General features: G+C 68.7%; 19 protein-coding genes. 4 read left to right on the forward strand and 15 right to left on the reverse strand.

Annotation, left to right across the window (positions count from 1 at the left end; genetic code table 11):
- Positions 1-60: 60 nt before the first annotated feature.
- The 12 genes from ACZ5Y9_RS11670 to ACZ5Y9_RS11725 form a co-directional block, all read right to left on the reverse strand.
- Positions 61-912 carry a cell division protein FtsQ/DivIB gene (locus tag ACZ5Y9_RS11670; protein ID WP_464471396.1) on the reverse strand — a complete coding sequence of 284 codons (852 nt, stop codon included), beginning with the start codon at positions 910-912 and terminating at the stop codon, positions 61-63.
- A 105-nt stretch (positions 913-1,017) separates the two neighbouring features.
- Positions 1,018-2,418: a UDP-N-acetylmuramate--L-alanine ligase gene (gene murC / locus ACZ5Y9_RS11675; protein ID WP_464471397.1), complete on the reverse strand. Its 1,401-nt coding sequence runs from the start codon at positions 2,416-2,418 to the stop codon at positions 1,018-1,020.
- Positions 2,419-2,430: 12 nt separating this feature from the next.
- Positions 2,431-3,510: a UDP-N-acetylglucosamine--N-acetylmuramyl-(pentapeptide) pyrophosphoryl-undecaprenol N-acetylglucosamine transferase gene (locus ACZ5Y9_RS11680; RefSeq protein ID WP_247622087.1), complete on the reverse strand. Its 1,080-nt coding sequence runs from the start codon at positions 3,508-3,510 to the stop codon at positions 2,431-2,433.
- Positions 3,507-4,748, reverse strand: coding sequence for a putative lipid II flippase FtsW (gene ftsW / locus ACZ5Y9_RS11685; protein ID WP_464471398.1), 1,242 nt, complete (start codon positions 4,746-4,748; stop codon positions 3,507-3,509). Before ftsW ends, ACZ5Y9_RS11680 begins: the two co-directional genes overlap by 4 nt.
- Positions 4,717-6,255, reverse strand: coding sequence for a UDP-N-acetylmuramoyl-L-alanine--D-glutamate ligase (gene murD / locus ACZ5Y9_RS11690; RefSeq protein ID WP_247622085.1), 1,539 nt, complete (start codon positions 6,253-6,255; stop codon positions 4,717-4,719). The genes ftsW and murD overlap by 32 nt, the downstream gene beginning before the upstream one ends.
- Entirely contained in the window at positions 6,245-7,357 is a 1,113-nt protein-coding gene (gene mraY, locus ACZ5Y9_RS11695) for a phospho-N-acetylmuramoyl-pentapeptide-transferase (RefSeq protein ID WP_247622084.1), read from the reverse strand. Before mraY ends, murD begins: the two co-directional genes overlap by 11 nt.
- On the reverse strand, positions 7,354-8,766 hold the full coding sequence (locus tag ACZ5Y9_RS11700; RefSeq protein WP_464471399.1) for a UDP-N-acetylmuramoyl-tripeptide--D-alanyl-D-alanine ligase: 1,413 nt from the start codon (positions 8,764-8,766) through the stop codon (positions 7,354-7,356). The genes mraY and ACZ5Y9_RS11700 overlap by 4 nt, the downstream gene beginning before the upstream one ends.
- Positions 8,767-8,793: 27 nt before the next feature.
- Positions 8,794-10,560, reverse strand: coding sequence for a peptidoglycan D,D-transpeptidase FtsI family protein (locus ACZ5Y9_RS11705; protein WP_464471400.1), 1,767 nt, complete (start codon positions 10,558-10,560; stop codon positions 8,794-8,796).
- Positions 10,561-10,583: 23 nt separating this feature from the next.
- The gene (gene ftsL / locus ACZ5Y9_RS11710) at positions 10,584-11,150 is read right to left on the reverse strand and encodes a cell division protein FtsL (protein ID WP_247622081.1); all 567 of its coding nucleotides are present in this window, start codon (positions 11,148-11,150) and stop codon (positions 10,584-10,586) included.
- Entirely contained in the window at positions 11,147-12,085 is a 939-nt protein-coding gene (gene rsmH, locus ACZ5Y9_RS11715) for a 16S rRNA (cytosine(1402)-N(4))-methyltransferase RsmH (RefSeq protein ID WP_247622080.1), read from the reverse strand. Before rsmH ends, ftsL begins: the two co-directional genes overlap by 4 nt.
- A 101-nt stretch (positions 12,086-12,186) precedes the next feature.
- Positions 12,187-12,618, reverse strand: a complete 432-nt coding sequence (mraZ, locus tag ACZ5Y9_RS11720; protein ID WP_247622079.1) for a division/cell wall cluster transcriptional repressor MraZ — start codon at positions 12,616-12,618, stop codon at positions 12,187-12,189.
- Positions 12,619-12,877: 259 nt separating this feature from the next.
- Positions 12,878-13,255: a DUF3040 domain-containing protein gene (locus ACZ5Y9_RS11725; protein WP_247622078.1), complete on the reverse strand. Its 378-nt coding sequence runs from the start codon at positions 13,253-13,255 to the stop codon at positions 12,878-12,880.
- 85 nt (positions 13,256-13,340) lie between these two features.
- Here ACZ5Y9_RS11725 and ACZ5Y9_RS11730 point away from each other — a divergent pair, with 85 nt between their 5' ends.
- Positions 13,341-14,441: a polyprenyl synthetase family protein gene (locus ACZ5Y9_RS11730; protein ID WP_464471401.1), complete on the forward strand. Its 1,101-nt coding sequence runs from the start codon at positions 13,341-13,343 to the stop codon at positions 14,439-14,441.
- 17 nt (positions 14,442-14,458) lie between these two features.
- On the opposite strand, the gene ACZ5Y9_RS11735 is transcribed toward ACZ5Y9_RS11730, so the two are convergent.
- Positions 14,459-14,809, reverse strand: coding sequence for an Rv2175c family DNA-binding protein (locus ACZ5Y9_RS11735; protein ID WP_464471402.1), 351 nt, complete (start codon positions 14,807-14,809; stop codon positions 14,459-14,461).
- 133 nt (positions 14,810-14,942) lie between these two features.
- Here ACZ5Y9_RS11735 and ACZ5Y9_RS11740 point away from each other — a divergent pair, with 133 nt between their 5' ends.
- Positions 14,943-16,172, forward strand: a complete 1,230-nt coding sequence (locus ACZ5Y9_RS11740) for a LysM peptidoglycan-binding domain-containing protein (protein ID WP_464471403.1) — start codon at positions 14,943-14,945, stop codon at positions 16,170-16,172.
- Positions 16,173-16,251: 79 nt separating this feature from the next.
- Positions 16,252-18,195: a Stk1 family PASTA domain-containing Ser/Thr kinase gene (gene pknB, locus ACZ5Y9_RS11745; RefSeq protein ID WP_247622074.1), complete on the forward strand. Its 1,944-nt coding sequence runs from the start codon at positions 16,252-16,254 to the stop codon at positions 18,193-18,195.
- 104 nt (positions 18,196-18,299) lie between these two features.
- On the opposite strand, the gene ACZ5Y9_RS11750 is transcribed toward pknB, so the two are convergent.
- Positions 18,300-19,640, reverse strand: coding sequence for a class II 3-deoxy-7-phosphoheptulonate synthase (locus ACZ5Y9_RS11750; RefSeq protein ID WP_247622073.1), 1,341 nt, complete (start codon positions 19,638-19,640; stop codon positions 18,300-18,302).
- A gap of 37 nt (positions 19,641-19,677) precedes the next feature.
- A complete protein-coding gene (locus ACZ5Y9_RS11755; RefSeq protein WP_247622072.1) occupies positions 19,678-20,376 on the reverse strand; it encodes a lysophospholipid acyltransferase family protein in 699 nt (232 codons plus the stop codon).
- A 150-nt stretch (positions 20,377-20,526) separates the two neighbouring features.
- Between ACZ5Y9_RS11755 and ACZ5Y9_RS11760 the strand changes: the two genes are divergently transcribed.
- On the forward strand, positions 20,527-22,359 hold the full coding sequence (locus tag ACZ5Y9_RS11760) for an AMP-dependent synthetase/ligase (protein WP_247622071.1): 1,833 nt from the start codon (positions 20,527-20,529) through the stop codon (positions 22,357-22,359).
- Positions 22,360-22,411 lie beyond the last annotated feature (52 nt).

The following is a 22,411-nucleotide window of genomic DNA, read 5'->3' on the forward strand; positions in this document are numbered from 1 at the left end:
GCCGCATCGGCATGCGCGCGCAACGGGATGGGCGTGTCGCGCGTTTTCTCGCGAAAGTCGTCAGCCGATGACGGCGGCGTTCGTGGACGAGACGTCGATCGTCCCGGCGCCGGGGTTCGCGGCGAGGGCCCTCGCGAGCACGATGCCCTTCGTCGCCGACTTGTCTTCGCTTCCCCACACCACCGTCAGTCCGCTGCTCAGCGTCAACGTCACGTCATCGGCGGTGGTCGCACGCACACCCGTCAACTGCGCGCGGACGTCCGCCGGGAGCGAGCGCACGACGAGGCCGGCACTCTCGAAAGCGCTCGAGTCGGTACCGCCTGCGATGTCGAGGAGGGGCTGCCCTGCCGGCTGGTCCGTCGTGGTCGCGAGTGCCACGCCCGCCGCGTCGACCAGCGTGTACCCGGCATCGGAGCGGAGCACACCCACCGGGGTGCGCTCGACGATGCGCACCGTCAGGTCGTGCGGCGGGCGCGCCTCGAGCGCGTATGTCTCGATGAGGGGAAAGCCGATGAGCGCCGCTTTGATCTCACTGCTGTCGACGAGCGCGAGCGGCGTGCCGATCTGATCGCCGAGCGCCGCCTCGATGGCGGCGGGGTCCAGGGTGGTGGCACCGACGATCGTGATCTTCTCGACGGCGAAGAGCGGGCTGTAAGCGGCGGCGACACTGCCCCCCACCAGCAGCAGAAGGGAGCCGACGATGCTCCATCCGACGATGCGTCGCCGACGGGAGCGCTGGGTGAAGCGGCGGATCTCCGCCCGCAGCGCCTTCCGACGAGCGCGGGCCGCGCGCCAGACGTCGCGCGTGGACGTCGGCGCATCGCCCGATGCGTCGGTCGGCGCATCGATCGGCGCATCCGCTCCTGCTTCGCTACCGGGATCGGCGTTCTCCGGCGTCGTCTCCGCACCCACCGGTTCGACCTCGCGCGGCGCGCGGGGCCGTGACCGGGACGTCGACGGACTCGCGCCCGGTTCCTTCGGCCGATCGGTCGGAAGCGGAGCTGGACGTCGCACCTGCTACGCCCCGTCGGTCCGGCTCAGCGCCTCCAGCACCTGCGGGATCATCTGGTAGACGTTCCCGCAGCCGAGGGTCACCACGACGTCGCCGTCGCGCGCGACCGTCGCGGTGTAATCCGAGGCCTGCTGCCAATCGGCGACGAAGTGCACGTGCGAGGGATCACGGAACGCGCCGCTCACGAGTTCGCCCGTGACTCCGGGAACCGGGTCCTCCCGCGCGCCGTAGACGTCGAGCATCACCGTGTGGTCGGCGTACGTCTCGAGGACGTCGGCGAACTCCTGGTACATGTGCTGGGTGCGCGAGTACGTGTGGGGCTGCTGGATCGCGATCAGGCGGCCGGATCCGGCGATGCCGCGCATCGCCTCGAGCGCCGCTCGGACCTCCGTCGGGTGATGCGCGTAGTCGTCGTAGACGCTCACGCCCCGGGCGATGCCGTGCAGCTCGAGGCGCCGAACGGTACCGGCGAAACCCTCCACCGCACGCACGGCGTCCGCGAGCGGGTAGCCGAGCGCGCCGAGCACGGCGACCGCGCCGGCCGCGTTGATCGCGTTGTGCACGCCGGGGACGGCGAGCTGCATGCGCACGCTCTCACCCTCGCGCGTGAGCGTGGCGGCGACCCCGCCGGCGGTCTCGATCTCGGTCACACGCAGGTCGGCGTCCTCGGCCTGGCCGAAGGTGATCACCCGGGGGTGCGAGAGGTCCGCACTGACGCGGAGCGCTCCCGCGTCGTCGCTGGAGATCACGACCGCCTCGGACGCGCCGTCCGCGAACCGGACGAACGCCTCGTGGAACGCCTCCTCCGAGCCGAAGTGGTCGAGGTGGTCGGGGTCGACGTTCGTGATGAGCGCGACCGCCGTGTCATAGAGCAGGAACGTGCCGTCGGATTCGTCTGCCTCGATCACGAAGAGGTCGCCCGATCCGGTGGCGCTCGACGCGCCGAGCTGCTCGATCACTCCGCCGTTGACGAAGTGCGGGTCCGCGCCGAGACCGCGCAGCGCGGTGACGATCATCCCGGTGGAGCTCGTCTTGCCGTGGGCCCCCGCGACCGAGACCAGTCGACGGTCGCCGATCAGCCAGTGCAACGCCTGGGATCGATGGATCACGTGGAGTCCCCGCTCCTTAGCGGTGACGAACTCGGGGTTCTCGGGCCAGATCGCTCCGGTGTGCACGACGGTGTCGGCATCTCCGAGGTGGGCCGCGTCGTGCCCGACGTGCACCGTCGCACCGGCCGCCGCCAAGGCCCGCAGGTTGTCGCTGTCGGCCCGGTCGGATCCCGAGACGCGGATACCCGCGTCGAGGAACATCCGAGCGAGGCCGCTCATCCCCGAACCGCCGATGCCGATGAAGTGCGCGGCCGTGATCGAATCGGGAATCGGCAGGGAGAGGTCAGGTCTGATCATGTCGTTCTCAGTCTACTTCCGGGCGCTCAGCGAGCGATCGACCAGTGCGATGACGTTCTCGGTGCCGCTGCGGGTTCCCGCCTTCTCGGCGGCATCGGCCATCTGCGCCAGGCGCGCGCGATCCGCCAGCAGGGGCACGACCTCCCGGCGCACGGCGTCACCGTCGAAGGTCCCGTCATCGAGCAGCCGGGCGGCCCCCGCGGCGACGGCGGACGCCGCATTCAGCCGCTGCTCGCCGTTGCCGACGGAATACGGGACGTACAGTGCCGGGATCCCGAGCGCACTGATCTCGCTGACCGTCGCGGCTCCGGAGCGCGAGACGATGAGATCGGCGAGGGCGAAGGCGAGGTCCATGCGATCGACATAGCGCCGCATCGCGTAGCCGGGAACCCCCGGATCGGCGAGGTCGCTGCGCTCGCCCGTGACGTGGAGCAGCTGCCACCCGGCCGCGAGCACGTCACCCCACGAGTCCGCGAACGCCTCGTTGAGACGCTGGGCCCCGAGCGAGCCACCGAACACGAGCAGCACGGGCGCATCGGAATCGAGATCGAAGTGCCGCGCCGCCTCGGCACGGGTCGCCGCACGGTCCAGTTCGATGATCTCGCGACGCAACGGCATGCCGACGACCTCGCTGCCGCGCAGCGGTGTGCCCGCGAAAGCGACGCCGACCGCGGCCGCCCCGCGCGCTCCGAGCACGTTCGCGAGTCCCGGCTTGGCGTTCGCCTCGTGAACCACGAACGGGATGCCCTCGCGGCGCGCGGCCACATAGGCCGGCGCCGAGGCGTACCCGCCGAAGCCGACGACCACGTCGACGGCGTGCGTGCGGATGTGCTGGCGCACCTGCGCGATCGCGCGGCGGAAGCGCTGCGGGAACCCCAGCGCCTGACGGTTCGGACGGCGCGGGAACGGCACCTTGTCGACGACGAGCAGCTCGTAGCCGCGTTCGGGCACCAGACGGGCCTCGAGCCCCTCGGCCGTTCCGAGAACGAGGACGGTGGCGTCGGCGTCACGCGCGACCAGTCCATCGGCGACGGCGAGCAGGGGGTTCACATGGCCGGCGGTACCACCGCCGGCGAGAAGGTACGAGGTCACTCCGAGACCCTACCCCGCCGCGCTGCGCGCACCCCGCGAGCTCGAGTGCGTGATGCGGACTCCTGCTTCTCACCGCTCGGGAGCGTGCGTGCGAAGGCGAGGAGCACCCCGCATGCCAGGAGCACGGCGAGGAGAGCGGTGCCACCCTGCGACATGAACGGGAGCGGAACGCCCATCACCGGGAAGAGCCCGACGACGACGCCGACGTTGAGGACGGCCTGTCCGGCGATCCAGACCGTGATCCCGCCCGCGGCGACCCGGATGAACGGATCGTCGGTCTTGCGGATGATGTGGAACGCGCCGACGGTGAAGAACGTGAAGAGGGCGAGCACGACGATGCATCCGATCAGGCCGAGCTCCTCCCCGACGATCGCGAAGATGAAGTCGTTGCCGGGAGCGGGGAGCCACCCGTACTTCTCCTGGGAGTTGCCGAGCCCGAGGCCGAAGATGCCGCCGTTGGCCATCCCCCAGATGCCGTGGATCGACTGATAGCAGTCCGTGTTGTAGAGGGCCATGTCATCGCAATTGGCGGTGATGCGCCGCATGCGGTCGGTGCTCGAGAGCGCGTACGCGAGCACCGCGGCGACGCCTATGATCACCGGGATGATGAACAGCCGCAGCTTGACCCCGGAGAAGAACAGGCACCCCAGGAGGATGAGGACCAGCACCATCGCGGTGCCGAGGTCCTTACCCGCGAGCACCGTGCCGATCGCGAGCGCGCCGACCGGCACCACCGGGATGAAGACGTGATGCCACGTTCCGAGCATCGCGTGCTTGCGCAGCAGCACGTACGCGATCCAGAGCGACAGCGCGAGCTTCAGGAACTCGGAGGGCTGCATCTGGAAGCCGACGAGCTGGATCCAGTTGCGGTTTCCGCCGTCGGCGACGCCGAGCGGGGTGAAGACCAGGAGCTGGAGCGCGACCGCTCCGAACAGAGCCGGCCAGGCCAGCTTCTTGAGGAAGCGCACCGGCAACCGACTGATCAGGAACATGAGCGGGATGCCGAGGATCGCGAAGATCCCCTGGCGCAGTGCGCCGCTCATCGGGTTGGAGCCGTTCGCGACGGCGGTCGCGCTCGTCGCCGAGAGCACCATGACGAGCCCGAAGAGGGTGAGGAGCAGCGCGGTCGAGGCGATCAACAGGAACTCGGTCGACACCGGCGTGAACCGGCGCCCGAGCGAGACCCGAGCGGCGAGACCGCCGGACTCAGAACGCGGAGGGCGAGCCACCTGCGTCATCGGCACTCCCCCGGTCGATCCACGTGCGCACCGCCTCGGCGAAGCGATGGCCACGATCCGCGTAACTGGTGAACTGGTCGAAGGATGCCGCCGCCGGGGCCAGCAGAACCGTGCCCTCGTCGTCGACGATCCCCGCCGCGATCTCCACGACACGATTCATGACATCTCCAGTGTCGCCAGCATCCACCTCGAACACCGGCACCGTCGGCGCGTGTCGTTCGAATGCCGCGACGACGGAGGCTCGCTCGACTCCGATCACGACCGCGGCGCGTGCCGTTCCGCCGGAGCTCGCGACGAGATCGGCGATGTCGACGCCCTTCAGATCTCCCCCCACGACCCACACCGAACCGGGGTACGCGCGCAGCGAGGATGCCGCGGCGTGCGGGTTCGTCGCCTTCGAGTCGTCGATCCAGGTGATGCCCGCGTGCGTGGCGATGACCTGGATGCGGTGGGCGTCGAGCCGGAACGATTCGAGTGCCGAGTGGATCGCCTCGGGTTCGACGCCGAGCGAGCGCGCGAGCGCGCTCGCGGCGAGGATGTTCTGCACGATGTGCGGAGCCACGAGGCCGACCCGCTGCAGATCGGCGACCGTGGTGATCTCGAGCGCGCTACGGGCCCGGTCGTCGAGGAAGGCCCGGTCGACGAGCAGGCCCTCGACGACTCCCAGATCGCTGGGTCCGGGTGTTCCCAGGTCGAACCCGATCGCGCGCGCCCCGTCGACGACCTCTGCCTCCTCGACCATGCGCCGGGTGGCCTCATCGGCCTTGTTGTAGACGCACGCGACGCGGGTGTTGCGGTAGACCAAGGCCTTCGCGTCGCGGTACGCCTCGGCGCTGCCGTGCCACACGAGGTGGTCGTCGGCGAGGTTGAGGCAGACGGAGGCGTGCGGGAAGAGTTCCCCCTCCGGCTGCGAGAGCCCGAGGTACCAGAGCTGATGGCTGGAGAGCTCGACCACGAAGACGTCGAATCCGGCGGGGTCGCGCACCGCATCGAGCACCGGCACGCCGATGTTGCCGCAGGGCGCGGCGCGCAGCCCGCCCTCGACGAGCAGTGCTGCGGTGAGCTGGGTCGTGGTCGTCTTGCCGTTGGTCCCCGTGATGAGCACCCACTCGGCCGGAGTGCCGTCGTCGCGCACGACCTTGTCGCGCACTCGCCAGGCGAGTTCGATGTCGCCCCACAGCGCGATCCCGGCTTCCTGCGTCCACCGGATGATCGGATGCGCAGGCGCGAAGCCGGGCGACGCGATCACCACCTCGGGGTCGAAGTCGGTGAGGGCCGCAGGCACCGTCGCGAGCGATCCGATCTCGAGACGGGCGCCGATCACGGGGACCAGGCGCTCGTACTCCTCGTCGGCGGACTCGCTGAGCACGAGGACGTCGGCACCGAGCTCGGTGAGGGTGTCGGCGACCGAGAACCCGGTCATCGAGAGTCCGAGGACCGCGACCCTCAGACCCTTCCAGTCGGCGTTCCAGCTGGTGAGGGTGCGCAGCCTCTCGTCAACCGACACGGGTGAGCCATTCGACGTAGAAGAGCCCCACGGCCGAGACCGCCAGGAGACCCGCGATGATCCACAGTCGGACGACGATGGTCACCTCGGCCCAGCCGCGCATCTCGAGGTGGTGATGGAAGGGACTCATGAGGAACAGGCGCTTGCCGCGCGTGAGCTTGAAGTACGCGCGCTGCAGGATCACCGATCCGGAGGAGAGCACGAACACGCCCGCGATCACGAAGAGCAGCAGCTCGGTGCGGGTCAGGATCGCGAGGGCGGTGATGACACCACCGATAGCCATGGAACCCACGTCGCCCATGAACACCTTGGCCTTCGGGGCGTTCCACCAGAGGAACCCGATGAGGGCACCGGCGAAGGATGCGGCGATGATGGCGAGATTGAACGGGTCGCGCACCTCGTAGCAGCCGGCGAGGGCCCCCATGTCGACGCCTTCACCGACGCAGGGCTGCTTGTACTGCCAGAACGCCATGAGGCTGTACGCACCGACGACGATGACTCCGGCGCCTGCCGCGAGGCCGTCGAGCCCGTCCGTGAGGTTCACGCTGTTCGAGGTCGCGACCCCGATCACGGCGATCCAGATGAGGTAGAGGGCCCAGCCGATGATCACGCCGAAGGCGAAGAGGTTGAGCCAGGTGATGTCGCGGAACAGCGAGATCGACTCGCTCGCGGGCGTCTGCCCGAACTTGTTGGGGAAGTTCAGCGCCACGATCCCGAAGGGGACGATCACGAGGAGCTGGCCGATCACCTTCCGCCAGCCCGAGAGACCCAGGCTGCGCTGACTGCGCACCTTCATGTAGTCGTCGATGAAGCCGACCGCGCCGAAGCCGATCATGAGCCAGATCACGAGGAGGGCCGAGAGCGCGGGCACCGCGCCGCCGACGTACACGCCGGTGAAGTATCCGACGATGGTGCCGATGATGAAGATCACACCGCCCATCGTCGGTGTGCCGCGTTTCGCCTCGTGACTCGGGTTCTCGAGCGCTTCGGGGGTGCGGATGACCTGCCCCCAGCCCCACTTGCGGAAGAGCCGCAGGAAGACGGGAGTCAGGAAAAGGGTGAAGGCGAGCGAGATCGCCGCCGCCATGATGAGTGACCTCACGAGAACAATTCTCCCAGACGATCGCCGAGATGCCGGAGGCCCACGGAGTTTGATGACTTGACGAGCACGCGATCGCCGTCGCGCAGCTCGGAACGGAGGTATTCGAAGGCGGCATCCTGATCGGGCAGGTGCACGGCTTCGCTGTCCCAGGATCCCTCGCCCACGGCGGAGAGGTAGAGGCGTCGGGCCTCGGGGCCGACGACCACGATGCGGCGGATGTTGAGGCGCACGGCGAGCAGACCGATACGGTCGTGCTCCTCCCCCGCGCTCTCACCGAGCTCGCTCATGGCTCCGAGGACGGCGACGGTGCGCTCGTCGGGACCGGTGATCTGCGCGAGGGTGCGCAGGGCGGCCGCCATCGAGTCGGGGCTCGCGTTGTAGGCGTCGTTGATGATGCGCACGCGCTCGTTGCCGAGGGGCTGCATGCGCCAGCGCTCCGCGATCTCGACGGTCGCGAGGCGAGCGACGGCGTCCTCCGCGGACACGCCGAGGACTCCCGCGGCGGCGATCGCGGCGAGGGCGTTGGTGATGTGGTGCGCGCCGAGCACCCGGAGATCGAGAGGGATGCTCCGTCCCGCGGTCTCGATGACGCACCGGGTTCCCGAGGCGGACACCTCGATGTCGTGCGCACGCACCTCGGCCACCGGGCTCTGTCCGAAGCCGACCACGCGCATGCCGCGGGATTCGGCGAGGTCACGCATCGCCGCGACGCGCGCGTCGTCGACGTTGAGAACGGCGGTGCCGGTCGCCCTGGCGGCGGCGACGAGCTCGGACTTGGCCTTCGCCGTCTCCTCGATGCCGCCGAAGCCGCCGGCATGCGCCATCCCGACCATGAGCACGACCGCGACGTCCGGCTCGACGAGTCCTGCCAGATGCGCGATGCTGCCGGGCGCGGCCGCGCCGAACTCGCTGACGAGGAAACGCGTGGTCTCGGTCACGCGCAGCATCGTGACGGGGGCACCCACCTCGTTGTTGAACGATTTGACGGGGGCGACGGTCTCGCCCTCGTCCGACAGGATGCGCGCGAGGAAGTTCTTGGTGGTCGTCTTGCCGTTCGAGCCGGTGATCCCGACGATCTTGAGGTCGCCCTTCTCCCGCACGCGGCGCACGACCTCCCGTGCGAGTGCGCCGAGCGCGACGACGGCATCCGCCACCACGATCTGGCTCACCTCGACGTCGACCGCGTGCTCGACGATCGCGAGCGCGGCCCCCGCATCGACGGCGGCTCCGACGAAGCGATGGCCGTCGGTCTCGGCACCGGGCTTCGCGACGAAGATCGAACGCGGACCCATGGTGCGGGAATCGGTGTCGACGGTGCCGTCGACGACGGTGCCGGCCGTATCGGTTCCGGCAAGGCGCAGCTCACCGCCGATGGCTTCGGCGATCTCAGCGAGCGACAGGGCGATCATGACATCTCCAGGCGCGGCTCTCGCCGGCTATTCGAACTTGGGCAGCAACTCGTCCATGGGAGTCGAGGACGGCATCACGCGATAGGTCTTCATCACCTGCGTCATCGCCTTTTGGAAGGCGGATGCGGTTGCCGCGGACGATACAACCTTAGTCGGCTCGTCGAGGGTGACCACGACGACGTACTGCGGGTCGTCGACCGGGGCGAACCCGACCATGCTGGTGAAGTAGACACCGGCCTTGTAGCCGCCCTTGCCGTCGGGAACCTGCGCGGTACCGGTCTTGCTCGTCACGCGATACCCCGGAACCTGGATGCGATCGGCGTTGCCGCCCTGCACCGCCACGTTCTCGAGCATCCGGGTGAGGTCGGATGCGGTCTGCTCGGTGATGATCCGGTCGTGCTGCGGCTCGTCGGCCGCGACGACCGTGCCGTCGGGCTGGGTGCACGACTCCACCAGCGAGAGGTCGATCTTCTCGCCTCCGTTCGCGATCGCCTGGTAGGCGCCCGCCACCTGCGCGGCCGTGACCGTGAAGTACTGACCGAAGGTCGTCGTGTACAGCGACTGACTGTCCCACTCGCTCACGGGATGCAGGATGCCGGAGACCTCGGTGGGGAATCCGACGGTGTCCTCCCCGACGCCGAATCGCTGCAGGTAGTCGTAGCGCACCTCGGGGCTCACCATGGTTCCGAACTTCGACAGCGCGACGTTGGAGGAGTCGATGAGGCCGCCGGCGAGCGTGTAGTTGTACGCGGGGTGTGTGAAGGCGTCGTTGATCACGGCGCCGTTCGGGAAGGTCTCCTTCGATGCGGCGCTGACGGTGCTCAGCGGCGTGACGCCCGCGCCCTCCATCACGGCTGCGGCGGTGATGGCTTTGAACGTCGAGCCGGGCTCGAAGTCGCGGTGGAAGATCTGGCTCCCCCACGACGACGGGCTCGCACCGTCGAGGTCGTTGGGGTCGAGCGAGGGCCACTCCGCTGCGGCGCGGATCTTGCCCGTCTTGACCTCGACGACCGTGACGGTGCCGCCCTTCGCGCCCTGCGCCTGCGCCTCCTCGGCGATCATCTGCTGCAGGTACCAGTTGAGGTCACTGTTGATCGTGAGCTGCACGGTGCCGCCGTCGACGGCATCCGTGATCTTCTCGCTGCCGGGGATGACGACGCCGTCCTTGCCCTGGCGGTAGGTCTTCGCGCCGTCGGTCGGCGCGAGGCACGACTGGTCCATCTTCTCGATGCCCGCCTGCGCCTCGCCGCTGCCGTTGAGGAAGCCGACGATGTTTCCCGCCACCGCGCCGTTCGGATACACGCGCGTCTCGCGCGCGGTCTGGTGGAGGTACGCGAGCTTGAGGTCGCGCAGCTCGATGTGCTGCTCGGTGGTGAGGGATTTCTTGAGCTCGACGTACTGGCTCTTGGGATTCACGGCCAGTGCGTCGGCGACGAGCTTTCGCACCTCATCGCCGGTCTGGCCGGTGATCGCGGCGATCTTCTCGGATGCCTCGGCCCACGGCAGCTCGGGATCCTTCTCCTCGAGCTGCGTGATCACGAGCGGGCTGAGCTCGGTGTCGTAGACCAGCACGCTCTCGGCGAGCGGGATGCCCGCGGAGTCGACGATCGTGCCGCGCTGACCGGTGATCGTGTTGCTGCCGCCGATGTAGCTCTGCGAGTCGGCGACGTGCGCATCGGCGCTGACCACCTGGATGTCGACGAGCCGCACGACGAACGCCGCCAGCACCGAGAGGATCACCGCAAGGGCGACGACAGTGCGTCGCCGCGGTCCGCGTGTGGCGCGTGTCGTCATGGGATCTCTCCGTCAGTTCGTGGTCAGTGCGTCGTTGGGCTGGGGAGGCCGTCGGTGATGGCGGGCGGGAGATCCTGGCCCGAGGTGGGGGCGTCCGCATCTCCGTCCGCAGCCGCCTCCTCCGCGGCGGGCGGCGGTGTGATCAGTGCGTTGCTCACGGCACCTGCGCCGTTCGGATCGACGGTCGAGGTCCAGTCGGCTCCGGCTCCGGTGCCGAACACCGCGCCGTCGCTGAGACGGAGGTACGACGGGGAGCCCGCGACGACCATCCCGAGCGCCGCGGCGTCGGTCGCCAGTTCTTGCGGAGAGCTGAGACCGAGGAGCTCCTCCTGGAGGGCGCTCGCCTGGAGGTCGAGTTCCCGCTGCTGCGAGCTGAGCCCGGCGAGCGTGAAGGAGTCCTGCGTGATCGCCAGGGAGAGCGCGATCTGCACACCGCCGATGAGCAGCGCACCGGCGAACGCGACGAGGGCGTAGGCGAGCTTCGGCTTGCGGCGGGTCGCGGGAGCGGTGACGGGCTGGAGCCGGCGCGGGGACGCGGTCTTGGGAGCGACCGGCTGCGCCGGACGACGGACGACGGCGGGCGCGCTCATGCGGTCTCCCGAAGTTTCTCAGCGGCCCGCAGACGCACCGGGATGGCTCGCGGATTGCGGGCGCGTTCCGCCTCGTCGGCGAGTTCAGCGCCCTTGGTGAGCACGCGGAATCGCGGGGCGTGCTCGGGCAGTTCCACGGGAAGCCCCTGCGGAGCCGTCGATGCGGATGCCGCGGCGAACGCCTGCTTGACCAGGCGATCCTCGAGCGACTGGTACGACATGACGACGATGCGCCCACCGACGCCGAGTGCGTCCATGGCCGGCGGGATGGCGTCCGCGAGCACCGTCAGCTCGGCGTTGACCTCGATGCGCAGCGCCTGGAAGACCCGCTTGGCGGGGTGACCGGCTCGCTGGGCGGCCGCCGGCGTCGCCGCCTGCAGGATGTCGACGAGTTCGGCCGAACGCGTGATCGGCTTCTTCTGCCGCGCGTCGATGATGAACCGGGCGTAGCGGCCGGCGAGCTTCTCCTCGCCGTAGCGCTCGAAGATCCGGCGGAGATTGCCCTCGCTGTAGGTCGCGATGACGTCGGCGGCCGTGACGCCCTTGGTCTGGTCCATCCGCATGTCGAGCGGCGCGTCCTTGGAGTACGCGAAGCCGCGGTCGGCCTCGTCGAGCTGCAACGACGACACCCCCAGGTCGAACAGGATGCCCGAGGCGCCCTGCGCGTGCAGACCGATCTCGTCGTAGACCGTGTGGACGAGGGAGATGCGGTCGGCGAAGCGCTCGAGCCGCTGGCCGGCGATCCGCAGCGCATCGGTGTCGCGATCCAGGCCGATGAGACGGATGTTGTCGAAGCGCTCGAGGAACGCCTCGGCGTGCCCTCCCATTCCCAGCGTGGCGTCGACGAGCACGGCTCCGTCGGCCTGGAGGGCGGGAGCCAGCAGCTCGACGCAGCGCTCGAGCAGGACAGGGGTGTGGATGTCTCGGAGGTTCATGATCTCTCTCGGGTGACCTTCGGCTCTGATCCCCCTCCGCTTCGCGACCCGGCACCGGGGAAGTGTGTCGGGGCGGGAGCGGCGGGGCATCACAGCCGTGGTCAGAACAGGCCCGGAATCACCTCCTGCTCCAGATCGGCGTAGGTCTCCTCGCCGGCGGCGAGGTAGGCGTTCCAGCTCTCGGCATCCCAGATCTCGGCGTGTGCGCCGACTCCGGTGACGATGAGCTCCTTCTGCAGGCCCGCGTACTGACGCAGGTGGGGCGGGATGGTGATGCGGTTCTGGCTGTCGGGCATCTCCGCACTGGCACCGGAGAGGAACAGGCGCATGAAGTCACGCGCCTGCTTGTTCGCGAGTGGCGCCTGGCGGATCCGCTCGTGCATCGCCTCGAACTCGGCCGTGCTGAAGACGTAGAGGCAGCGCTCCTGACCACGGGTGACGACGATGCCGCCACCCAAATCTTCGCGGAACTTCGCGGGAAGGATGACCCTTCCCTTGTCGTCCAGCTTCGGAGAATGCGTCCCCAACAACATCAGCCATCACCCCCTCTCCGTCCGGCCAACTCGAGGTGCGCCCCACTTTACTCCACTTCCCTCCACATTCCTACGATTATTCCGAGTATTCTCCCACCGAGATCGGCACGGAGGTCCGAAGTTCCGCATGATTCTGCGGTGGAGGAGGGTGGAGGGCCAGTGGAGGACCGGTGGAGGGAAGAGGGGACGCCGAGAAACGCGCAGAGCACGAAAAAGGCCCGGATGCTCAGAGCATCCGGGCCTTCAGAAGTGAGTGGGGTCAGTTCCCCTCGTGGCGGCGATCCCATCGATCGTTCATCCGGTCCATGAAGGACGCGGAGTCCTGCCGCTTGGCGGCCGGCTTCTCGGAGGGATTCGCGGCGGGTGCGGAACGGCGCACAGGAGTGACGGCCAGCATGACGCCGGCGAGCATGGCGGCGAACCCGACGACGCCGATCACGATTCCCCAAACGTCGCCCACGATCACGCCGGCGACCAGACCGCCGACGCCCGCGAGCACGAGGAGAGCCCCGTAGACGAGGTTCCGATAGCTCAGTGCGCGATCGCCCGAAGGCGCGCTCACGACGTCGGCGTCGTTGTGGAGGAGATGGCGTTCCATCTCGTCGAGCAGACGCTGCTCCTGTTCGGAGAGTGGCATTTCGTCCCCCTCGGGTATCGTGCGTTCCATTCTACGCGCGCGCGGCGCTCAGAGGCTAGCCGTTCGCCCCCTCATTGCTTTACGTATGCTGGGAGTCGTGTCCTCCCCCGCCCCGATCGTCGAAGCCGTCGCCTCCCGCCTGGAGCAGTTCGTCGAGAGGATGCGCGCCGAGTCGACCGAGTACGGCCCCGATGCCGTCGCTCTCATCGACGCTGCGGCCGACACGCTCGTGGGCGGAAAGCGGTTGCGCGCCCGGTTCTGCCACGCGGGATGGCAGGCGGTCGCGCGTGCGGCCGATCGTCACGCGACCGAAGGCGAAGCGCTCTGGAACACGTGCGCGGCGCTCGAGATCTTCCAGTCGGCAGCGCTCGTGCACGACGACATCATCGACAACTCCGACACGCGTCGGGGCCGACCGGCCGCGCATCGTGCCCTGGAGAGCGCGCATCGCTCGGCCGGGTGGAGCGGAGACGCCGAGGCGTTCGGGCGCGCGAGCGCGGTGCTGCTCGGCGACCTGCTCGTGGCGTGGAGCGACGACCTCGTCGAGTCCGCCATCACCGATCACGCTCACGCCGCAGACGTGCGGCGCGAGTACGCCCGCATGCGCAGGGACGTGACGGTCGGGCAGTATCTCGACATCGCCGAGGAATCCGCGTGGAGGGTGAACGACGACGCGGAGCACGCGCACCGCGCACTCCGCGTGGCCTCCCTGAAGTCGGCCAGATACAGCATCGAGCAGCCGCTCGTCCTCGGCGCATCGCTCGCTGGAGCGGATGCATCACAGCTGACGGCCCTGCGGAGCTTCGGCCACCCCGTCGGCATGGCCTTCCAGTTGCGCGACGACGTGCTCGGCGTCTTCGGCGACGAATCGGTCACCGGCAAGCCCGCGGGAGACGATCTGCGCGAGGGCAAGCGCACCGTGCTGATCGCCCTCACCCGCGAAGCCCTCGACCGCCCCGCCCGCGGGGTCGTCGACGAGATGCTCGGCGACCCGGAGCTCGAGCCTCGGCAGGTCGAGTACCTCCAGGCGACCATCCGAGACACCGGCGCGCTCGATCGTGTCGAAGCCATGATCGCGGACTACGCCCGCGAGGCCGACCGCGGTCTGGTCGGGGCGCGCCTCGACAACGCCGCCGTCAGCGGCCTCCGCGATCTCGCTCGGGCAGCCACCGTTCGTACCGCCTGAGCGGTTGCGCAAAGCCCTCAGGCGAGGGTGCGGGCGATTCGGCGGACTTCGCTCTTGTGGCCGGCGAGCAGCGACGCGATCGGCGAGCGCCCCATCGATTCCTCCTCGGCGAGGAGCCAATCGATCAGCTCGTCATCGGTGAACCCGGCATCCTGCAGCACGATGATCGTTCCACGCAGTGAACTGAGCGGACGCCCGTCGACGATGAAGAGCGACGGAACGGCGAACACGCCCGTGCGACGCGAACCGATCAGGTGGTGTTCGTCGATGAGGCGACGCACCTTGCCGAGCGGCTCGTCGAGCACCTCGACGAGATCGGGCAGCGTCAGCCACTCCAGGGCGGGGGTTCCATCAACGTTCTCAGACACCCAGCAACTATCTCATCTCAAAGCCGCACGTGCATTCTGAGATGCCTTCTTTCACAGACGTCACTTCTTTCACTCCTGTTGACTTCCGTTTACTTCCGTGTCAGCGTGGCAGGGTTCGAAAAGGGGGCCCCTCGTGACACCGAACACCTCTTCCCGTCGCCAGCGGTACGCGACGCTCGGCCTACCGGCCGCCGTCCTGGGCGCACTCGCCGGCGTGCTGGTCGCCGCCCCCGCCGGAGCCGATGTGGCCGTCGACGCCTCGTCCACCGCTCGCCTCAACGGTGTTCCGCACCGCATCGCACCGACGGAAGCCCCGCCGACCGACTACGTCGTCGCCCCCGGCGATACGATCTTCGCCATCGCTCAGCGCTTCGGCCTGCGCACCGCGGACGTGCTCGCGTGGAACGGGCTCGACGCGAGCTCCGTGATCCTCCCCGGACAGGAGTTGCGGCTCGATGCCCCACAGGCAGCTGCGAGCACACCCGCGCCCACTGCTCCTCCCGCATCCGCTCCCGCGACGTACACGGTCACCGCCGGAGACACGCTCTTCGCCATCGCCCAGCGCCACGGCATCCCGCTCGACGCTCTTCTCACCGCGAACGGGCTCGACAGATCCTCGATCATCTACCCCGGCCAGAGCCTCACCGTCTCCGCATCCGCGCCGGCAGCACCCGCTGCCGCGCCGGAACCGGCCCCCGCACCGGCTCCCGCCGCCGCGCCCGCCACCTACACGGTCGCCGCCGGAGACACCCTCTTCGCCATCGCCCAGCGCCACGGCATCCCGCTCGACGCTCTTCTCACCGCGAACGGGCTCGACAGATCCTCGATCATCTACCCCGGTCAGAGCCTCTCCGTCTCCGCATCCGTCCCGGCAGCGGCCCCTGCACCTGCTGCGGCTCCCGCACCTGCTGCGGCCCCCGCGCCCGTCGACGCCGCACCCGCGCAGAAGTCTGCTGACCTCTCCCCCGAGCAGGCGGCGAACGCCGCACTGATCATCCGCATCGGCCGCGAACTCGGCGTCTCCGATCACGGCATCGCGATCGCACTGGCGACGGGGATGGTCGAGTCCGACCTGCGCAACCTCGACTGGGGAGACCGCGATTCGCTCGGGATCTTCCAGCAGCGACCGAGCACCGGCTGGGGCACGCCCGAGCAGATCCGGGATGCGGAGCGCAGCACGCGCGTCTTCTACGGCGGTCCGAGCGATCCGAACGGTCGGACGACCCGAGGGCTTCTCGACGTTCCCGGCTGGGAGTCGATGGCGTTCACGGACGCCGCCCAGGCCGTGCAGATCTCGGCCTTCCCGCTCCGCTACGGACAGTGGGAGACAGCGGCCCACCGTTGGCTCGCCCTGTATCAGTGACCGCGCGTTCTGAAATCGGGTTGCCCTCAGGGGTGAGGCGCTCCCCGGCCTTTCAGGCAGTTCTCCATAGAATTCTGACGTGACGTCCAACCAGCAAGCCGACCCCCTCATCGGGCGGCTTGTCGACGGCCGATACCGCGTGCGTGCGCGCATCGCCCGCGGCGGCATGGCTACCGTCTACGTCGCGACCGATCTGCGCCTCGAGCGCCGCATCGCTCTCAAGGTGATGCACGCGCACCTCAGCGACGATTCGGCGTTCCAGAGCCGGTTCATCCAGGAAGCCCGGTCCGCCGCTCGGTTGGCCGATCCGCACGTCGTGAACGTGTTCGATCAGGGGCAGGACGGCGAGCTCGCCTACCTCGTGATGGAGTACCTTCCGGGCATCACGCTGCGCGAACTCCTCCGCGAGCAGAAGCGTCTGACGATCACGCAGACGATCACGATCATGGATGCCGTGCTGTCCGGGCTGTCCGCCGCGCACCGGGCGAACATCGTCCACCGCGATGTGAAGCCCGAGAACGTGCTCCTCGCCGAGGACGGTCGTATCAAGATCGGCGACTTCGGTCTCGCCCGTGCGACCACCGCCAACACGGCGACGGGTCAGCAACTGCTGGGCACGATCGCGTATCTCGCTCCCGAACTCGTCACCCGAGGCACCGCCGACGCGCGAAGCGACATCTACGCCCTCGGCATCATGCTGTACGAGATGCTGGTCGGCGAGCAGCCGTACAAGGGCGAGCAGCCGATGCAGATCGCCTTCCAGCATGCGACCGAGTCGGTTCCGCGCCCCAGCGCTCGCAACCCCGGCGTGCCCGAGCAACTCGACGAACTGGTGCTGTGGGCGACCGAGAAGTCCCCCGACGAACGCCCCGACGACGCGAAGCAGATGCTCGACCGCCTGCGCGAGATCGAGCGCGAGCTCGGCGTCTCCCCCGCCGCGGCGACCACCTCGCCACCGGTGCGATCCGCGAGCGACTCCGGGGATCTCACCAAGGTCATGCCCGCGACGGTGGCCGTCACCGATCCCGTCGCCCCCGTGCCGCAGACCGTCGACAACGCCACGCTCCTGCGGCGGCGCGCGTCGCGACGGCGCGCACGCGGCGCGTTCCTCCTCACTCTCGTCCTGCTGCTCGCAGTACTCGCCGGCGGCGTCGGCTGGTGGTTCGGCTCCGGGCCCGGCTCGCTCGTGGCTGTTCCCGGCGTCGCGGGAATGACCTACGACGAGGCGGCGGACGCACTCACCGCCGACGGCTTCTCCCCTCGACAGGAGGACCGCTTCTCGCTCGACGTCGAGCCGGGCACGGTGATCGAGACAGATCCCGGTGAGGGCAAGCGCCTCGACAAGGGAGCGGTCGTGTCGGTGATCGTGTCCGCCGGACCGACTCCGCACACGGTCGAGACTCTCAACGGGCGGGCGGAGGAGGATGCGCGCGATTATCTCGCGAGCATCAACGTGAACGTCGCGGAGACGACCGTCGTGCTCTTCTCCGACGCCGCCGAGGGCATCGTCATCAACGCTTTCGCCACACCGCGTGCCGGCGGCGAGGCCTACGCCTGCGCTGAGGGCTGCGACCTCTTCGAGGCCGACACGATCGAGCTCTACATCTCGGCGGGCGCCTTCCCCGATGTCTCGGGGATGTCCGTCAGCGAAGCGAGTTCGACCCTGACCGAGCGTGGCCTGATCGTGGGCGAGTCGTCGTACGTCTTCAGCTCGGACGTCGACAAGGACATCGTGATCGGCGTCTCGGACCGCGCCGAAGAGGGCAACTGGCGCCCCGGTGACACTGTCCAGCTGATCGTCTCGAAGGGGCCGGAGCTGTTCCCGGTTCCCGATGTGACGGGGATGACCCGTGATGAGGCCGCGCAGACCCTTCGGAATGCTGGGTTCGAACCCACATGGAACGTCATCTGGAATGCGTTCCCGAATGACTTCACGGAGGTGTCGGGGACGGACCCCGCACCCGAGTCCGAACGCCGGAAGGGTGCTCAGGTCACTCTGCAGATCAAGAGCAGCGGTTTCTAGATCCCCGGCCTCGGCATCCGCCGTTCCCTGGACGAAGGCACACGACGACGAAGGCCGCACCACCGGAATCCGGGGTGCGGCCTTCGTCGGTCGAAGATGCGGTGTCAGCGCTTCTCGAGCTCCTCGGCGACGAGGAACGCCAGCTCGAGGGACTGCATGTGGTTCAGGCGCGGGTCGCAGAGGCTCTCGTACCGGGTCGCCAGTGCGGCCTCGTCGATGTGCTCGGATCCGCCGAGGCACTCGGTCACGTCGTCGCCCGTGAGCTCGACGTGGATGCCGCCGGGGAAGGTGCCGACGGCGCGGTGCGCCTCGAAGAACCCGCGCACCTCGTCGACCACGTCGTCGAAACGACGCGTCTTGTATCCGGTCGGCGTCGTGATGCCGTTTCCGTGCATCGGGTCCGTGACCCACAGCGGGGTCGCGCCCGAGTCGCGCACGGCCTCGAGGAGAGGCGGAAGCGCGTCACGGATCTTTCCGGCACCCATGCGCGTGATGAAGGTGAGGCGTCCCGGCTCACGGTTCGGGTCGAGCTTGTCGATGAGCTCGAGAGCCGTCTCGGGCGTCGTCGTCGGCCCCAGCTTCACCCCGATGGGGTTGCGGATCTTCGAGAAGTAATCGACGTGCGCACCGTCGAGGTCACGCGTGCGCTCCCCGATCCAGAGGAAGTGCGCCGACGTGTTGTACGGCGTGTCGGTTCGCGAGTCGATGCGCGTCATCGGGCGCTCGTAGTCCATGAGCAGACCCTCGTGGCCCGTGAAGAACTCCACGCGCTTGAGCTCGTCGAAGTCGGCGCCGGCCGCCTCCATGAACTTGATCGCGCGATCGATCTCGGCCGCCATGCGCTCGTAACGCTGGTTCGCCGGGTTCTGCGCGAACCCCTTGTTCCACGAGTGCACCTCACGCAGGTCGGCGAACCCGCCCTGCGTGAACGCGCGGATGAGGTTCAGCGTCGATGCCGCCGTGTGGTACCCCTGCAACAGGCGTCCCGGGTCGGCCTGGCGCGAGCCCTCGGTGAAGTCGTAGCCGTTGACGATGTCGCCCCGGTACGCCGGCAGCGTGACGTCGCCCCGGGTCTCGGAGTCGCTCGAGCGGGGCTTGGCGAACTGCCCGGCCATACGGCCCATCTTGACGATGGGCATCGAGGCGCCGTACGTGAGAACGACGGCCATCTGCAGCACCGTCTTGATGCGGTTGCGGATCTGCTCGGCGGTCGCACCGGCGAACGTCTCGGCGCAGTCACCGCCCTGGAGCAGGAAGGCGCGGCCGGAAGCCGCGCGGGCGAGACGGTCGCGGAGATTGTCGACCTCGCCGGCGAAAACCAGCGGCGGCAGGGCCGCGATCTGTCGAGAGACCTCGGCGACGCGCTCGGCGTCGGGCCACTGCGGCTGCTGCTTGATCGGGAGCGAGCGCCACGCGTCCAGGGCGTCGATATCGTGCGGGAGCATCCTCCCAGCCTAGTGGTCGTGCGGCGCGTCGTCGGCGTCAGGAACGTCGTGTGACGCGGACCGGAAGACGGTCCTTCACGGTCGACGCGTAGACGTCCTCGTACTTCTGCTCCCCGAGCCGCTGCAGCGCGACCATGATCTCGTCAGTGACGGAACGGAGGATGTACCGATCGTTCTCCATCCCCGCGTAGCGCGAGAAATCGAGCGGCTCGCCGATCACGATACCGACGCGCACGATCCGTGGAAGTCTCTGCCCGATCGGCATCGCCGTATCGGTGTCGACCATGATCACGGGCACGACGGGAACCTTCGCCTCCAGCGCCATCCGCGCGATGCCGGTGCGTCCGCGGTAGAGCGTTCCGTCGGGGCTGCGCGTGCCCTCGGGATAGATGCCGAGCAGGTCTCCCCCGCCGAGCACCTGGAGCCCCGTGTTCAGCGACGCCTCGGACGCCTTGCCACCCGACCGGTCGATCGGGATCTGTCCGGTGGCGCTCATGAAGAACTTGGTCGCCCATCCCTTGAGACCGCGCCCGGTGAAGTAGTCGCTCTTCGCGAGGAACGACATCTTCCGGTCGATGACCAGGGGCAGGAAGATCGAGTCGGCGAAGGAGAGGTGGTTGCTGGCGAGGATCGCCGCACCGCTCGCGGGCACGTTCTTGCGGCCCACGATCCAGGGACGGAAGATCGCCTTGACCACGGGGCCGATCACGACGTACTTCATCAGCCAGTAGAACACCGTCGTGAGTCTAGCGCCGTGATCGCTCTCCGCCGGAAACTTCCCAGGAACAAGCCTCGGGAAGCGACCCAGTTCCACCAGGTGTGCGACCCGGTGTCATGCCCTAGACTCGGGAGGAACCCGTACCCGACCGGTACCGAAGGAGCTGCCGTGGTCCAGTTTGAAGTTCCCGCCGTCGTCCCCGCCGACCCCGACGCGAACGTCGCCGACCTCCTGGTCGAACGCGTCCGCGCCACTCCCGACCGCGCTCTGTTCGCCGTCCCCGACCGGGACGGATGGCGCGACATCTCCGCCGCCGACTTCCAGACCGCCGTGATCGCGCTGGCGAAGGGCTTCGCCGCCGCCGGCATCCAGCCCGGCGAGAAGGTCGGCTTCCTCGCCCGGACCACGTACGAGTGGACGCTCGTCGACTTCGCCCTCTTCTACGCCGGCGCCGTGATGGTGCCGATCTACGAGACGAGCTCGCCGTCGCAGATCCAGTGGATCCTCGAGGACTCCGGAGCGATCGCCCTGATCGTCGAGTCGCCCGAGCACTTCGCCCGCGTCGACGAGGTGCGCGGCGACCTCCCGCTCATCCGCGAGGTCTGGCAGCTGCACCTCGGCGCCATCGACACCCTCACCGCCCAGGGCGCGTCGGTCGAGGATGCCGAGATCGAACGTCGCCGGTCGCTCGCCGTGGGTTCGGACATCGCGACCCTCATCTACACCTCGGGCTCGACGGGTCGCCCCAAGGGTTGCGTCCTCACCCACTCCAACTTCGTCGAGCTCTCACGCAACTCCGCCAAGGCGCTGGACGAGGTCGTGCAGGTGCCGGGCGCCTCGACGCTCCTCTTCATCACCACCGCTCACGTGTTCGCGCGATTCATCTCGATCCTCGACATCCACGCCGGCGTGCGCACGGGTCACCAGCCCGACACCCGCCAACTCCTTCCGGCGCTCGGGTCGTTCAAGCCGACCTTCCTGCTCGCGGTCCCCCGCGTGTTCGAGAAGGTCTACAACTCCGCCGAGCAGAAGGCCGAGGCCGGCGGCAAGGGCAAGATCTTCCGCGCGGCCGCCGATGTGGCGATCGAGCACTCCAAGCTCGTCGAAGAGGGCAAGAAGATCCCCTTCGGCACGAAGCTCAAGTTCGCCCTGTTCAACAAGCTCGTCTACAGCAAGCTGCGCGAGGCGATGGGTGGCAACGTCGCCTACGCCGTCTCGGGCTCCGCCCCGCTCGGGCCGCGCCTCGGGCACTTCTTCCACAGCCTCGGCGTCGTCATCCTCGAGGGCTACGGCCTCACAGAGACGACCGCCCCCGCGACCGTGAACCTCGCGGACAAGTCGAAGATCGGCACGGTCGGCCCGGCGCTCCCCGGCGTGGGCGTCCGCCTGGCCGACGACGGCGAGATCGAGGTCCGTGGGATCAACGTGTTCAAGGAGTACTGGAACAACCCGGAGGCGACGGCCGAGGCGTTCAGCGAGGGCGGCTGGTTCCGTACCGGCGACATCGGCAGCTTCGACTCCGAGGGCTTCCTCACCATCACGGGTCGCAAGAAGGAGATCATCGTCACCGCCGGCGGCAAGAACGTCGCCCCGGCGGCCCTCGAGGACCCGATCCGCGCGAACCCGATCATCGGTCAGGTCGTCGTCGTCGGCGACCAGAAGCCGTTCATCTCGGCGCTCGTCACACTCGACTCGGAGATGCTGCCGACGTGGCTCGCCAACAACGGCCTCGCCGCCGACATGACGCTCGCGGATGCCGCGAAGAACGATGCCGTGCGTGCCGAGATCCAGCGAGCGGTCGATGCCGCCAACGCCCGTGTCTCCCGCGCGGAGTCGATCCGCAAGTTCACCGTGCTGGAGTCGGAGTGGACCGAGGCATCCGGCCACCTCACCCCGAAGCTCTCGATCAAGCGGAACGTGATCATGAACGACTTCGCGGACGAGATCTCGGCGATCTACGACGAGCCGGTGTCGACGACGAACGTCGCGATCGGCGGCTGAGCTCTCCCCGAGATCGCCCCTCCGGAACAGGAGAGCCCTCTGCGCACGTCGC

This window comes from Microbacterium sp. T3-8 (genome assembly GCF_055398145.1).